Below are 12,351 nucleotides of genomic sequence, written 5' to 3' on the forward strand. Positions count from 1 at the left end.
CTATTTATGTTTTAGGGTGAACCATCCTTATTACTAACTGTTCACAAACACTCTGCCAACTGACATTGGCCCCCCACTTTTGACGAGCTTGTAAAATTAGTTCGATTCGTTGCGCTTGTTTTTCTATCACTCGCTTGAGCTGTTCAGTTTTAACACTTTCATTCAGCTCTTTACGGTAAAAGGCAAGTAATAAGTCAAAACTCATGGCTTGTTGTTCTTTTTCTTTAAAAACTTTGATCATCTTCTTTTGAACATAAACAAAAGCTTGTAAATCATCTTTTATCAAATAATCAAACCATTGTTGTGTGATTTCCCTAGATTCATTAAACCATTCATCTTGAGAGATTTCAACTGCTTTGTCAAAACTATTTGTAAGTTCTACTAAAAGATTAGCCGTATTTTTATTGATTCCAGAATCTACTAAAGTATGAACAAGTTTTTCCTTATCTAATGGCTGGAAATGAAGAACCTGACATCTCGATTGGATTGTTGGTAAAATTTTCGCTAAAGAAGTTGTTTCTAAGATCGCTAAAATTTTTCCATCGGGTTCTTCTAAAAATTTTAATAAACTATTAGCAGCACCAACATTCATCTTATCTGCTTGTTCAATCAGAAAAACTTTTTGAGCAGTTTCTACTCCGCTTTTACTGAATTCTGCTTTGAGTGATCTGATTTGATCGACTTTAATGGTTTGTCCATCTGGAACAACTCGCATCACATCTGGATGCTCATTTTCATTGATACGCAAACAATTATTACATTGATTGCAAGGATTGTTATTCGTTAAGTTTGAACAAAACAGATGCTTTGCCATCCATAAACCGTACTCTTGTTTACCAGTTCCTGTATCGCCTTCAAAAAGATAAGCATGGGCAAGACGACCATGCTCGAAACTTTTTTGAAGCTGCTGATAAAGCAGCGGTTGCTGTTCACTTAATAGTTGTGCTTCATTCATTTTAATATTGATGGAAACCTTCAACTGGAAGGACGAAAACAGTGGCTCCACCGACCTCTACCTCTACAGGATAAGGTACTTGTCCATCCATCGTAATATCTAACGTTACAGGAGTTGATACATATTGCTTACGAGATTGACACGTTTGTTTGATCAATTCCAATGCTTCTTCCACTCGGTCATCATCAATTCCGACAATAAACGTACTATTTCCTGCTTTTAAAAAACCGCCAGTTGATGAAAGTTTAGTTGCACGAATATTAGCATCAATAAATTCATTGGCTAAACGGTTACTATCTTTATCTTGGACAATTGCTAAAATAATTTTCATATTCGGTCACCTTCCTAGTTTCTAAAATATTCTGGATAACGAGTTACGATTGCTTGGAAGGTTGCTTCAACAACATCTTCCAAACTCATTCTGGCATCAATTTTAGTAATTCTTTCTGGATTTTCTTCTACCAATTTTAAATACTCGTGGCGAACCCGTTGGTGAAACTCAAGCCCTTCTGAATCTAATCGATCAATTTGCTGTTGACGATGATTTCTAATTCGATTTAGACCTGTATCCGAGTCGACATCAAGATAAATAGTGAAATTAGGCTTTGTTCCTTCGATCGCAAATTCATTGATCGCGGCAATCGCTTCAACACCAATACGTCTTCCCGCTCCTTGATAAGCAAGTGAACTATCCACAAAACGATCACATAAAACAATTTTTCCCTCTTCTAATGCAGGTAACACTTTCTCCATTAAATGTTGACGTCTAGCTGCTGCATAAAGCAACGCTTCTGTCCGTTCATCCATTTCCTGATTTTTTGGATCTAAAATGATTTGACGAATCTTCTCAGCAATGGGAATGCCGCCAGGTTCTCTTGTCTTGATAATACTTCTTTCAGCCGCCAAATCCAGCCTTGGATATAACTCATTCAATACACTTGTTTTTCCAGCTCCATCTGGGCCTTCGATTGTTATAAAAATACCTTGCACTTTACTAATCCCCTTACTTACTTTGATTCCTTATAGCTATTATACTTTATCTAGCACAATCAGTCTAATTGAATTCATTAACTCTGAAAAGAAATTTAACTCGCTAAACAAAAATGCCACTCAATACTGTTTTGACGTAATTCTTTCAAAATAGAAGTATAATAAGCATAGACACATTCGCACAATACTAACTAGGGAGTGAATGATTTGGAAAAATTATTTTCAGCCGTCGATCATTATTTTATCGAAAAACTAGTAGACAACGACCCCGTTTTTGAACAAATCCTAACAAACAACAAGAACCATCACTTACCGCCTCACGATGTTTCTCCTTCTCAAGGAAAATTGCTTTATCTGTTAGCACGAATCAAAGGTGCTAAACGAATTTTAGAAATTGGAACGCTAGGTGGTTACAGCACATTATGGTTTGCTAAAGCTCTTGCTGATGATGGGCAAATTGTGACACTAGAATATGATAAAAAACATGCAGAAGTTGCCGCTGAAAATTTCGTTTTTGCTGGTATTTCAAATAAAACTACGATTATGGTTGGCGCAGCTTCTGATAGTCTGGAACAATTAGTTCAAGAGCAGGTTGCTCCTTTTGATTTGATCTTTATTGATGCAGATAAAGAAAATAATTCGGCTTATCTAAAGTATGCTTTAAAATTAGCACAGGAAGGAACAATCATTATTGGTGATAATGTTGTACGTGATGGCGGGATCATCGATTCAGAGAGTTCTGATAGTAGAATCTTAGGTGTTCGTTCTTTTGTTGATGATTTATCGACTTCATCTATCGTGACTTCGACTGCGATTGAAACAGTTGGGGTAAAAGGATACGATGGTTTTACACTGAGTATTGTTGAAAAAGAAAGCTAAATAGGCATGGGAAACTTCAACTCTTCCCTTGGTATGATTTATTAATAATTAAGAGAATACTCACTAAACATACATCTTTTAAAGGCATCAAATTTTAAGCATTTAAAATTTGATGCCTTTAAAGCAAATGATTGAATTTCCACTATTATTTTGATTTCTTAAAGCTCTCGTCTTCCTTCTACAGCTTTTAATAACGTCACTTCATCTGCATATTCAATATCACTGCCGACAGATAATCCATGAGCTAATCTGGTCACGATGATTCCAGCAGGTTTGATCAATCGAGAAAGATACATCGCTGTTGCTTCTCCTTCTGTTGTTGCATTTGTGGCTATAATGACTTCTTTTACCTCATCATCATGCAGACGTTGAATCAATGGAGCAATATTGATATCTTCTGGTCCTGTTCCTTCCATAGGTGAAAGTACACCGTGAAGCACATGATATAAACCGTGATATTCACGCATTTTCTCCATTGCCATCACATCTTTCGGCTCTTCTACAACTAAAATAATACTGCGATCTCTCGTTTTATCCTGACAAATTTCACAAGGATCCTCTTCAGTGATATTGCCACAAATACTACAAAAATGCAGATCACGTTTCACACTAATCAAGGCTTTCGCAAAAGCGTTGACATCTTCTTCTTTCATATCAAGTGTATAAAAAGCCAAACGTACGGCTGTTTTTTGGCCAATACCTGGTAATTTCATATAACTTTCGACTAATTTTGCTATGGGTTCTGGATAATGCATTACTTTCAAATCCTTTCAAACACAGACATTCTTGGCTGGTTTCAAACTATGTATTCCTTAGAAGACTAAAATTGATTATACCATTTTTTATGGATGATTCTATAAAAAATAGCTTTTAACTTTCTAAAAAGGAATCTACTCTTTTTTAAGTTACTTTTAAAAAATCGTTCAGTTGACAAAGTCAACTGAATGTGTTTTAATTATTTAAACAAACTTGAGAGGATGATTTTTATGAATCATACATTTATCGTTTTATTGGAATTTTACCCCAAATGGTTGCAACTTTCTCGGGAAGAGCGAAATAAACGGGGAAAGAGCCTTCTCGATATTATCGATAAGTATCCTTCTGTTTCTGTCCGTTTCTTTGATGCAGAAGCTTTTCCAGGCGCAAATTTTACTGATTTTGCGATTTGTGAAACAACAGATTTAGCTGCTTACCATTTTATGTGGGAAGAAATTCGCGATACTAACTTATACACTGAAAGCTACTTTAAAATAAAAGAGGTGATTTTTGGTATAGAAGACGCTTTTAAAGCGTTTGAAAAACAAAAAGGAATCGCTTAATCGAAAAGAGGTATTTCTAATGAATAATGATCTTATACTTGGCAAATGGGTAGACCGTATTTATCGCCAACTTTTACAAATTAATAAAAGAAAAATCGAGCAGTTTGACATTAGTCCTGCTGATTATAATTATTTTCTGACAATCGAAGAATATCCTGGTTGTACGCAAAATTTTCTTGCTGAAAAAAGAATGGTCGACAAAGGTTTAGTTGCTAGAATTGTAAAAAAATATTGTGAAAAAGGCTATATTATAAAAAAACAAAGTCAGCAAAAGAAAAGTTCTTACAATTTATTTCTTAGTGAATCTGGTGAAAAGTTAGTAAAGGAAATGAAAGAAGCTATTGCGACTACTGAAAGTTATATACAACAGCAAGACGGAACAGCAAGTTTCATTGAGTTGATTGAGCATTTAAAACAAATTTCAGGCTATTTAGAAAATTATAAATAAACACATTGGGGATAACGTGCAGAATAGCTTCTGGTGGTTATCCCCAATATGTTTACAATTGCCAAGCGTGATTTTTCCAGCTATCTCAGAAAATCTACTGCTTGTCACGATATTTAAACTGCCAAATATAACGAACTCAATTATCTTGTCACGCTTTTTTTATCTAACTTATCTAACGCTAATATTAACAGCTCAACAAATTTTTCTCGGTTAACCGTCTCAAGTACCAACGTATTTTTTTCCTGCTCTGTTACAAACCGCTTATCTGCAAAGGTTTGCCCTCTACTCACACCCTCATTTGTCACAACACCCACATAATACTGTGTACCCGTGAAAATTTCTGGGCTTAATAAGTAAGCAATCGCGCATAAATCATGAATGGGGCTATTAATAAAGCCAAATTGATGACCAGATTGGTTATAAAAATGTAACAGTTCATAAGCTAAATGATTCACACGCCCTTTATTTTTCAAGGTAGCTATTTCAGCCACTGTTATTTCAGCTTTTTCAGTCACGTCTAATCCTGCCATCACAATAGGTAGCCCTGAATTAAACACAATATGTGCTGCTTCTGGATCCACATAGATATTGAATTCTGCAAGCGCCGTAATATTGCCATGATCGATGCCGCCACCCATTAAGCTGATATAAGCAATTTTGTCGTGAATCTCGGGATGACTCTTCAATAATAACGCAATGTTTGTTAAAGGACCTAAACCGACTAGAATCACTTGTTCATCCACTGAGTTAATTGTCTCAACCATAAATTCAACAGCATTGGCAGAAGAAATTGGGTAATCACGTTGGTTAAAGTAAGGACCATCCATACCACTTGCACCATGAGCTTCCTCTGAAGGTTCTAATGGTTTCACTAGAGGACCTTTTTGTCCTGTTACCAACGGAACCTCGGCATCAACAAAAGCCAACACATTTTGCGCATTCTTCGTCACTTTCTCTAGGGTTTGATTTCCACCTATTGTTGTAATTCCCAGAATGGATAACTCATCCTCATGTGCAAGCGCCGTTAAAATAGCTAATGCATCATCATGCCCTGGATCACAATCAATTAAAATCTTTTTCATCCAAAATTCCTTTCTAATAATGCATCTATTGTCATGATATTGGTATACCCCATCAATTTAGCCAACTGACAGATATAAGGTTGTTTTAGATTTGCCATAGTTAATAAAGATTCATTCCAAAATATTTTTTCTGGTGTGGCATCCATTCTTTTTTCTTTCTCAGAAAAGACAATCACACGTGTAAATTCTTTTGCAACAAATTCCATATCATGAGTAATCGTAATCACTGTTTTATTTTGTTCTGAAAGCTTATGGATAAGCATTCCTAGTCTTTCAGTTGATGCTAAGTCTTGTCCTGCGGTTGGTTCATCTAAAATGATTACTTGTGTATCCATTGCAATGACCGCAGCAATTGTGACAAATTTTCTTTTAGAATAGGGTAAATTATACGGATGTTCATCAAGCATATCTTCCAAACCACACAAAGTTGCAGCTTCTTTCACACGTTGCTGAATCGTTGTATCATCTAATTTTTTACGCTTTAAGCCATAGGCAATTTCTTTAAAAATCGTCTCTTGAAAAATTTGGTCATCAGGATTTTGAAAGACATAACCAACTTGCTGAGATGTTTGAGCGGTTGTTGTTACTTTAGTAGAAACACCTGCAACTAAGATATCCCCTTTCGTCGGAGTCAATAAGCCATTCATCAATTTAACAGTAGTTGTTTTCCCTGCACCATTTTGACCAATAATTGCAACAGACTCACCAAGCTCAAAACGTAAGTTGATATTTTTCACTGCTTCATAACCATTTGGATAGGTGTAAGAAACGTCATGCAGCTCTAAATAACTCATTTACTTCACATCCTCTCTCAGCACTGAATATGCCTCCTTGATGGTCAATGGAATGTTTTTACATACAGATATTTTTCCTTCTTTGATTCCTTGAAGAAAAAATAAAACCACTTGTGGAAGCTGTCCGCCATAAGTTAAAACTTCAGGATTTGATAAGACTTCTTCAACGTTGCCAGCTAAAACGATTTTTCCACTATCCATCAGTAAAATTTCGTCGCAATACTCTGCAAGCAAATCTACTTTATGTTCGACCAAAATAACTGTCTTTCCTTGTTTTCTTAATAAGTCTACAATCCCAAAAATCTCTTCGGTACTCTGAGGATCCAATTGAGAAGTTGGTTCATCTAAAATCATGATTTCAGGATCTAACGCCACAATCGACGCTAAAGCCACACGTTGCTTTTGTCCACCTGATAACTCAAAAGGATTTTTGTTTCTCAGTTCTTCTAGCTTAAACATTTTAATCAACTCTTCTACTTTCTGTATCATCCGCTCTCGAGGAAAACCTAAATTCTCCATTCCGTAAGCAATTTCTTCGTAAACAGTCTCTTTGACACCTGAAATTTGAGTAAAAGGGTTTTGAAAAGAGTAACCAATGATTGAAGCTAAGTCACCGTCATCAACTGTTTCTATGCTTTGATGATTCACAAGAATTTCACCTTTCAGATTCCCTTTATAGACAGCAGGAATAAATCCACGAATAATATTACATAAGGTTGTTTTCCCTGATTCATTGGCGCCAAGTACCCCATATACTTTTCCTTTTTCAAAATCAAAGGAAAGATTTTTTATTGTTTCTTGTTGTTCCAAAGGATACGTATAGTGAATATTTTTTAAAGACAATATCGTCATTTCATTACCCTCCAAATGATAAAGCTTGCAAAAATCAGCCAACAAACAATCGTAATCAGATAATCAATTTTTCTTTTAGGTAGTTCATAGATAGACGTTTTTTTATTTTTAGATGAAAATGCGCGAGATTCTAAAGTAAGAACTCTTTCTTCTGTTTGTTGAATAGAAGATAAAACTAATGGGCCGATCATCGGGACAAAGGATTTCATTCTGATCCATAAAGAACCTTCTGTTTCGATTCCCCTTGATTTTTGTGCGTCTGTAATCGTTTTTGATAAGTTGGACATTTGTGGAATCAACTGAATTGTTGAAGCGACAACAAAGGTTAGTTTTTTAGGCGCCCCTGATTTTTCTAAATTATAGTGAATATCTTTTGTACTTGTTACTTGAAAAAAATAAATAATACTTGAGCTAATCCCAACAATTTTAGAGGTCATACTTAGGCTATTTTCAAGCCCCATTTGAGAAAAGCTAAAAATCCACCAAAGAGGTTGGGAATCATCATTTTTAACGATAAAGACTTGTATAACGAAAATAAATAGAACAACTAAAAAAATTGATTTCATAAATACAGAAAAGAATTTTCTAAAAGTATGAGAAAACAAACTGAGTATCATCGTGAAAGGCAACACTGCATATTGAAACCAATACCCTGGCAAAAACATGCACAAAACAATGAGTAACAATACACAGCCAAATTTAGTTGCGGGATACAGTTTACCGATTTTGCTATCCATTGATGTGTCCCTCCTTATGAACATAAGGCAGCCCATAGTTGAGCTTCACTAAAAATCTATCTGGTATTCTTCTAACAATCAGCCAACTAATGGAAAAATTAATAATGGTGTTGATTGTACCTGAAATTAGATTTGTGGATAAAACTGAATTCCACAACTCTTTTCCTGCTGCAAGGAACGTAGCCGTGATTAAGTCTGTACCTGCACCTGTAACGCCGCCAAACATAAAAACGGTTACTACCGCAGCAGCGGCAGCTGAAACAACAGATAAGATAATACAAGAAATAATAATGCCAAAAATAGTTGTGTACAATTTCCATCTTGAAAGATAGCCTGAAATAAAGCCGACAAGCATAGATACAATCCCATACGCAATAGAAATTGGATTAAGCATCCCACTGACCACATTTCCTAACAAACCAGTTAGAGCACCAACCCAAGGACCTGCAATCATTGAGACCATAATTGTTCCAATCATGTCAATAAAAACAGGTAATTTTAAAATTGATGATAACTGATACCCCACTACATTTAAAGAAACCCCAACAGGAATCAGTAGCAATGCTATGAGTGGAAAATCATATTTTATTCCTCTTTTCACGTAAAATCCTTCCTTTCCTGAACCGCTTTCATTTTTTTAGATACATATCTAATACCTCTTTTTTCATTATAGGAAGACACAAACAGTTAGAAAAGGACAAGTGTCCGGATAAACAAAAAAGCTCGTCCTATTTTTCTTCTTTAGCTAGTTTAACTTTCATTTTTTCATATTGTCTCTTTGACATCATCATTTTTTTGGACTGAACCGTTACTTCGTTGGTCTCCTTCAATACCTTGATACTCCTACCAACTGTGCGGACACTTACCCCAATTTGATTAGCAATTTTTTCATAGCTCATTTCTATTGGAAGATCGTAATGACTATAATGCTGTTCAAAATAATTCATTAAAAACAATCGGATGCGGTCAATTCCTGTGTAGTAGTAATAGATACCATCATTGCCTGATCTATTGTAGAGGTCGTCTGCTAATAAAAAAGTACATTTTCTTAATAATGGAAGATGGTTCATCAAAATATCATAAACAATGGCCGATTCAATACGGAACACTTCTACATTGGTAAGGCAAGTGATCGTTGCAACATATTGTTCTTTTTTACCTAATATTTCTAACAAGCCGATGTTTCCATTTTGTTTATCCACTTGAAAATAATTGTATTCATTTCCATCTTCATAATGTCGCTTGCCAATCGCGATTCCATCGATGATAAAATAGATATACAGTGGAAAATCCCCTTTTTCAACAATGGATTGACCAGATTTGTATATGATTGTGCGACCTTTATCACTAATATAGTCGGAGATATCAGAAAAGTTGAAAACGTTGTCTGTGTGGTATTTTTGCCAAGCATCTTGTAGATTCATCTTTGATTGCTCCTTACTTTTTCGACCTCAATCTCCAATAGGAATAGACTGTGATCTATTTTTACGCTTAGATTATTGTGAAACAAAATGAAGAATTGGTCAACTCTTTATAGATTTTTTTACTGACACTAAAAGGAAATCGAACATGTTACTTAATAAAAATTCCTAATAGCATGGCAACAACATTTTTCTTAACTTATGAATTGAAAAAATAGACAATCATCATTTTCTCTGATGATTGTCTATTAATTTTTTTCAACTTAAAATCCAGGAATTCCTTTTGTATATTTACCCATAGTGGCTTCTGTTTCTTTTTCAACTTTTGTCAATGCATCATTCACAGCCATAATGACTAGGTCTTGTAACATATCAACATCTTCTGGATCTACAACTTCTTCTTTAATTGAGATATCTTTCATTTTACGATCTCCAGTGAACGTTGCGGTTACTAATTCATTAGTCGCAGCTCCTACAAATTCTCTTTCATTCAATTCAGCCTGCGCTTTTTCCATATCTTTTTGCATTTTTTGGACTTGTTTCATCATCCCTTGCATATTACCCATGCCTCTCATCATATCGATCTCTCCTCTTAATCATTTATTACTTCAACGAGCTCTGTGCCGAACATGGCGATGGCTTCGTCTACTACTTGATTGTTCACTTGTGTTACGGGTTCTTCTTCAGCTAATAAGTGATTCTCTTCATTCATTGCTGAAGCACCATCATTTTGCTCACCAATGGTTTCTTTATTTTGACTGATAAACGATTGGCGAAGTTTTGGCCAGCTTTCTTTTGTAATGCAAACCATATCTGGCGCATAATTGATTAAACGACTTAAATTATTATGGACAGCTAACTGCAGTTCTTCATCATCCATTGCTCGACCGCAAACAATTTCGTAATCAAAAGCAATGACTAATCCTTTAGGTCCAGCCGCAACTGGCTCACTTGCTTTGAGCATCGCTCTTTGAGTTACTGACATCATCTGCAATAGATCATCCCAGACATTTTTTACATTCATTAAGTGATCTTTGGTTGCTTCTTTCAGCACTTTATAGACCAGTTCAGTAGGCAGTCGTAATGCATTTTTATTGCTGGTCACCCTTGTTGTTTTAACAGGTTCTGCTTCTTTAGCAGCTACACCATTTTTCTTTAGTTCTGTTAATTCTTTTTGTAAGTGCTCAATTTGCTGTTGTAAGGCAGTAAGCTCTTCTGTTGCCATTGGTTGTATCTCTTCAGAAATAACAGCTGGTTTCTTAACAGATTTTGCCAATTTGACTGTGGCCACTTCAAGATAGATATTGGCATTATTGGTGAAACGAATATCATTTTGAGTGTCGCTTAAGAGTTGAATCATTTGGTAAATTTTTTCAGCGGCGGTTTGATTGGCTAGTTCTTTGAATTTTTCAGTCAAATTTCCTACCTTTTCAGCTAGTAAATTCGGTGCTTGTTGAAACATAAGTAAATCTCGACAATATAACAACAGATCTTCTAAAAACCTACGGGCTTCTTTTCCAGAACTTAAGATATTTTCTAACGTCTCTAACGCTTGTTCTACATCTCCTGTGACACAACAAGAAATATATTGATCCATCATCTCGTAGGTTAAACTACCTGTGACTTGCATTGCGTCTTGCAGCGTAACTTTCTCATCACTGAAAGAAATCGTTTGATCCAGAATACTCAAGGCATCCCGCATCCCACCTTCTGCTGCTCGACCGATCACATATAAAGCTTGTTCTTCAAATTCTACATTGATTTGCTTTAAAATATAGCCCATATGATCAACGATATCTTGGGTGTTGATTCGTTTAAAATCGAAACGCTGTGTCCTTGAAATAATTGTTAGTGGAATCTTATGTGGCTCCGTTGTCGCTAAGATAAAAATAACATTTTGCGGTGGTTCCTCCAAGGTTTTTAATAACGCATTAAACGCACCTGTGGACAACATGTGTACTTCATCAATAATATACACTTTATATTCAGCCTGAGTGGGTGCATACTTTGCTTTGTCACGGATATCACGAATCTCTTCTACACCATTATTACTAGCCGCATCGATTTCGATTACATCGTTCAAACGGCCTTCAGTAATTGCCACGCATGTTTCACACTCATTACATGGCTCACCATCCACACTGTGCTTACAATTGATGGCTTTAGAAAAAATTTTCGCCGCACTTGTCTTCCCTGTTCCTCTTGGGCCGGTAAACAGATAGGCATGCGAGGTTTTCTTTTGTATGATCGCATTTTTTAATGTTTGCGTAATCGCTTTTTGTCCCACAACATCCTCGAAACGCTGGGAACGCCAGACGCGATACAAAGCTTGATAAGCCATAATTTACCCCTCCCTCGAAATTTCACTATCTTCTATTATACGTGATTTTGGCAGATAAGGCATTAAAAAAATATTAATGAAGGGTTCTTTGTAAAAAAAACTGTATGAAATAAACTAACCAGCTACTGATTGTATCAAATAAAAAGAAAAGAGCGAAACAAAACTAAAAATTAGTTTTGTTTCGCTCTATAAATGCAAACAGCTTAAATGTGTGTTTCTGTATCGTCTTTTTTAATCGGTCCATCCATTGCACGGAACATTTGATTGTAGCGCTCTTCATCTTCTTGATTATCTCTGATTACTTTAGACAGTGTGAATGATGAAGAAATCAATCCAACTGATCCCATCAAATAATAGCCTTTAACCATTAATGGTTCTTTTAATGTGTACAACCCAATCAACATCAACGCCGCAAAAAAGGCAAATGATCCCCAACTTAGAAAAACAAATGCAGGTGTGTTTCTATATGCTTTCTTTTTCATAATACTCTCCTTTAGATAATAATAATAACTTTTTAAGTATATCATTATTTT

16 protein-coding genes are annotated in these 12,351 nt (G+C 35.5%); 3 read left to right on the forward strand and 13 right to left on the reverse strand.

What is annotated here, in order from left to right; translation table 11 throughout:
* Nucleotides 1–4: 4 nt before the first annotated feature.
* Genes holB through tmk form a run of 3 tightly spaced genes read right to left on the reverse strand, consistent with a single transcriptional unit; the run spans nucleotide 5 to nucleotide 1,945 of the window.
* Nucleotides 5–955, reverse strand: a complete 951-nt coding sequence (gene holB, locus A5880_RS03870; RefSeq protein ID WP_086331889.1) for a DNA polymerase III subunit delta' — start codon at nucleotides 953–955, stop codon at nucleotides 5–7.
* 1 nt (nucleotide 956) lies between these two features.
* Complete coding sequence (locus A5880_RS03875; protein ID WP_086331890.1) at nucleotides 957–1,286, reverse strand: cyclic-di-AMP receptor; 330 nt, start codon at nucleotides 1,284–1,286, stop codon at nucleotides 957–959.
* Between the two features lie 14 nt (nucleotides 1,287–1,300).
* Nucleotides 1,301–1,945, reverse strand: coding sequence for a dTMP kinase (gene tmk / locus A5880_RS03880; RefSeq protein WP_086331891.1), 645 nt, complete (start codon nucleotides 1,943–1,945; stop codon nucleotides 1,301–1,303).
* Between the two features lie 207 nt (nucleotides 1,946–2,152).
* Between tmk and A5880_RS03885 the strand changes: the two genes are divergently transcribed.
* The gene (locus A5880_RS03885; RefSeq protein WP_086331892.1) at nucleotides 2,153–2,824 is read left to right on the forward strand and encodes an O-methyltransferase; all 672 of its coding nucleotides are present in this window, start codon (nucleotides 2,153–2,155) and stop codon (nucleotides 2,822–2,824) included.
* 158 nt (nucleotides 2,825–2,982) lie between these two features.
* Here A5880_RS03885 and recR read toward each other — a convergent pair whose 3' ends face one another.
* On the reverse strand, nucleotides 2,983–3,579 hold the full coding sequence (recR, locus tag A5880_RS03890) for a recombination mediator RecR (protein ID WP_086331893.1): 597 nt from the start codon (nucleotides 3,577–3,579) through the stop codon (nucleotides 2,983–2,985).
* A 231-nt stretch (nucleotides 3,580–3,810) separates the two neighbouring features.
* Here recR and A5880_RS03895 point away from each other — a divergent pair, with 231 nt between their 5' ends.
* Nucleotides 3,811–4,143 carry a darcynin family protein gene (locus tag A5880_RS03895; protein ID WP_086331894.1) on the forward strand — a complete coding sequence of 111 codons (333 nt, stop codon included), beginning with the start codon at nucleotides 3,811–3,813 and terminating at the stop codon, nucleotides 4,141–4,143.
* Between the two features lie 19 nt (nucleotides 4,144–4,162).
* Nucleotides 4,163–4,591 carry a MarR family winged helix-turn-helix transcriptional regulator gene (locus A5880_RS03900; protein WP_086331895.1) on the forward strand — a complete coding sequence of 143 codons (429 nt, stop codon included), beginning with the start codon at nucleotides 4,163–4,165 and terminating at the stop codon, nucleotides 4,589–4,591.
* 140 nt (nucleotides 4,592–4,731) lie between these two features.
* Here the strand turns inward: A5880_RS03900 and A5880_RS03905 are convergent, their stop codons facing one another.
* From A5880_RS03905 to A5880_RS03945, 9 genes are all read right to left on the reverse strand, one after another.
* Nucleotides 4,732–5,673, reverse strand: coding sequence for a nucleoside hydrolase (locus A5880_RS03905; protein ID WP_086331896.1), 942 nt, complete (start codon nucleotides 5,671–5,673; stop codon nucleotides 4,732–4,734).
* Entirely contained in the window at nucleotides 5,670–6,467 is a 798-nt protein-coding gene (locus tag A5880_RS03910; protein WP_086331897.1) for an energy-coupling factor ABC transporter ATP-binding protein, read from the reverse strand. The genes A5880_RS03905 and A5880_RS03910 overlap by 4 nt, the downstream gene beginning before the upstream one ends.
* Nucleotides 6,468–7,319 carry an energy-coupling factor ABC transporter ATP-binding protein gene (locus A5880_RS03915; protein ID WP_086331898.1) on the reverse strand — a complete coding sequence of 284 codons (852 nt, stop codon included), beginning with the start codon at nucleotides 7,317–7,319 and terminating at the stop codon, nucleotides 6,468–6,470.
* A complete protein-coding gene (locus tag A5880_RS03920) occupies nucleotides 7,316–8,056 on the reverse strand; it encodes an energy-coupling factor transporter transmembrane component T (protein ID WP_086331899.1) in 741 nt (246 codons plus the stop codon). Before A5880_RS03920 ends, A5880_RS03915 begins: the two co-directional genes overlap by 4 nt.
* The gene (locus tag A5880_RS03925; protein WP_086331900.1) at nucleotides 8,049–8,657 is read right to left on the reverse strand and encodes an ECF transporter S component; all 609 of its coding nucleotides are present in this window, start codon (nucleotides 8,655–8,657) and stop codon (nucleotides 8,049–8,051) included. Before A5880_RS03925 ends, A5880_RS03920 begins: the two co-directional genes overlap by 8 nt.
* Before the next feature lie 127 nt (nucleotides 8,658–8,784).
* The gene (locus A5880_RS03930) at nucleotides 8,785–9,480 is read right to left on the reverse strand and encodes a Crp/Fnr family transcriptional regulator (RefSeq protein ID WP_086331901.1); all 696 of its coding nucleotides are present in this window, start codon (nucleotides 9,478–9,480) and stop codon (nucleotides 8,785–8,787) included.
* A 260-nt stretch (nucleotides 9,481–9,740) separates the two neighbouring features.
* Nucleotides 9,741–10,055: a YbaB/EbfC family nucleoid-associated protein gene (locus A5880_RS03935; RefSeq protein ID WP_086331902.1), complete on the reverse strand. Its 315-nt coding sequence runs from the start codon at nucleotides 10,053–10,055 to the stop codon at nucleotides 9,741–9,743.
* Between the two features lie 14 nt (nucleotides 10,056–10,069).
* Entirely contained in the window at nucleotides 10,070–11,818 is a 1,749-nt protein-coding gene (dnaX, locus tag A5880_RS03940; RefSeq protein WP_086331903.1) for a DNA polymerase III subunit gamma/tau, read from the reverse strand.
* A 203-nt stretch (nucleotides 11,819–12,021) separates the two neighbouring features.
* A complete protein-coding gene (locus tag A5880_RS03945) occupies nucleotides 12,022–12,300 on the reverse strand; it encodes a YiaA/YiaB family inner membrane protein (RefSeq protein WP_086331904.1) in 279 nt (92 codons plus the stop codon).
* Nucleotides 12,301–12,351 lie beyond the last annotated feature (51 nt).

Source organism: Enterococcus sp. 4G2_DIV0659 (genome assembly GCF_002140715.2).
In the GTDB taxonomy this organism is placed as follows: Bacteria; Bacillota; Bacilli; order Lactobacillales; family Enterococcaceae; genus Enterococcus_L; species Enterococcus_L mansonii.

What these genes read in the sequence shown, in the direction of transcription:
- holB (WP_086331889.1), bottom strand. Translation starts at nt 955, where the DNA reads ATGAATGAAGCACAACTATTAAGTGAACAGCAACCGCTGCTTTATCAG.
- A5880_RS03875 (WP_086331890.1), bottom strand. Translation starts at nt 1,286, where the DNA reads ATGAAAATTATTTTAGCAATTGTCCAAGATAAAGATAGTAACCGTTTA.
- recR (WP_086331893.1), bottom strand. Translation starts at nt 3,579, where the DNA reads ATGCATTATCCAGAACCCATAGCAAAATTAGTCGAAAGTTATATGAAA.
- A5880_RS03895 (WP_086331894.1), top strand. Translation starts at nt 3,811, where the DNA reads ATGAATCATACATTTATCGTTTTATTGGAATTTTACCCCAAATGGTTG.
- A5880_RS03900 (WP_086331895.1), top strand. Translation starts at nt 4,163, where the DNA reads ATGAATAATGATCTTATACTTGGCAAATGGGTAGACCGTATTTATCGC.
- A5880_RS03905 (WP_086331896.1), bottom strand. Translation starts at nt 5,673, where the DNA reads ATGAAAAAGATTTTAATTGATTGTGATCCAGGGCATGATGATGCATTA.
- A5880_RS03910 (WP_086331897.1), bottom strand. Translation starts at nt 6,467, where the DNA reads ATGAGTTATTTAGAGCTGCATGACGTTTCTTACACCTATCCAAATGGT.
- A5880_RS03915 (WP_086331898.1), bottom strand. Translation starts at nt 7,319, where the DNA reads ATGACGATATTGTCTTTAAAAAATATTCACTATACGTATCCTTTGGAA.
- A5880_RS03920 (WP_086331899.1), bottom strand. Translation starts at nt 8,056, where the DNA reads ATGGATAGCAAAATCGGTAAACTGTATCCCGCAACTAAATTTGGCTGT.
- A5880_RS03930 (WP_086331901.1), bottom strand. Translation starts at nt 9,480, where the DNA reads ATGAATCTACAAGATGCTTGGCAAAAATACCACACAGACAACGTTTTC.
- A5880_RS03935 (WP_086331902.1), bottom strand. Translation starts at nt 10,055, where the DNA reads ATGATGAGAGGCATGGGTAATATGCAAGGGATGATGAAACAAGTCCAA.
- dnaX (WP_086331903.1), bottom strand. Translation starts at nt 11,818, where the DNA reads ATGGCTTATCAAGCTTTGTATCGCGTCTGGCGTTCCCAGCGTTTCGAG.
- A5880_RS03945 (WP_086331904.1), bottom strand. Translation starts at nt 12,300, where the DNA reads ATGAAAAAGAAAGCATATAGAAACACACCTGCATTTGTTTTTCTAAGT.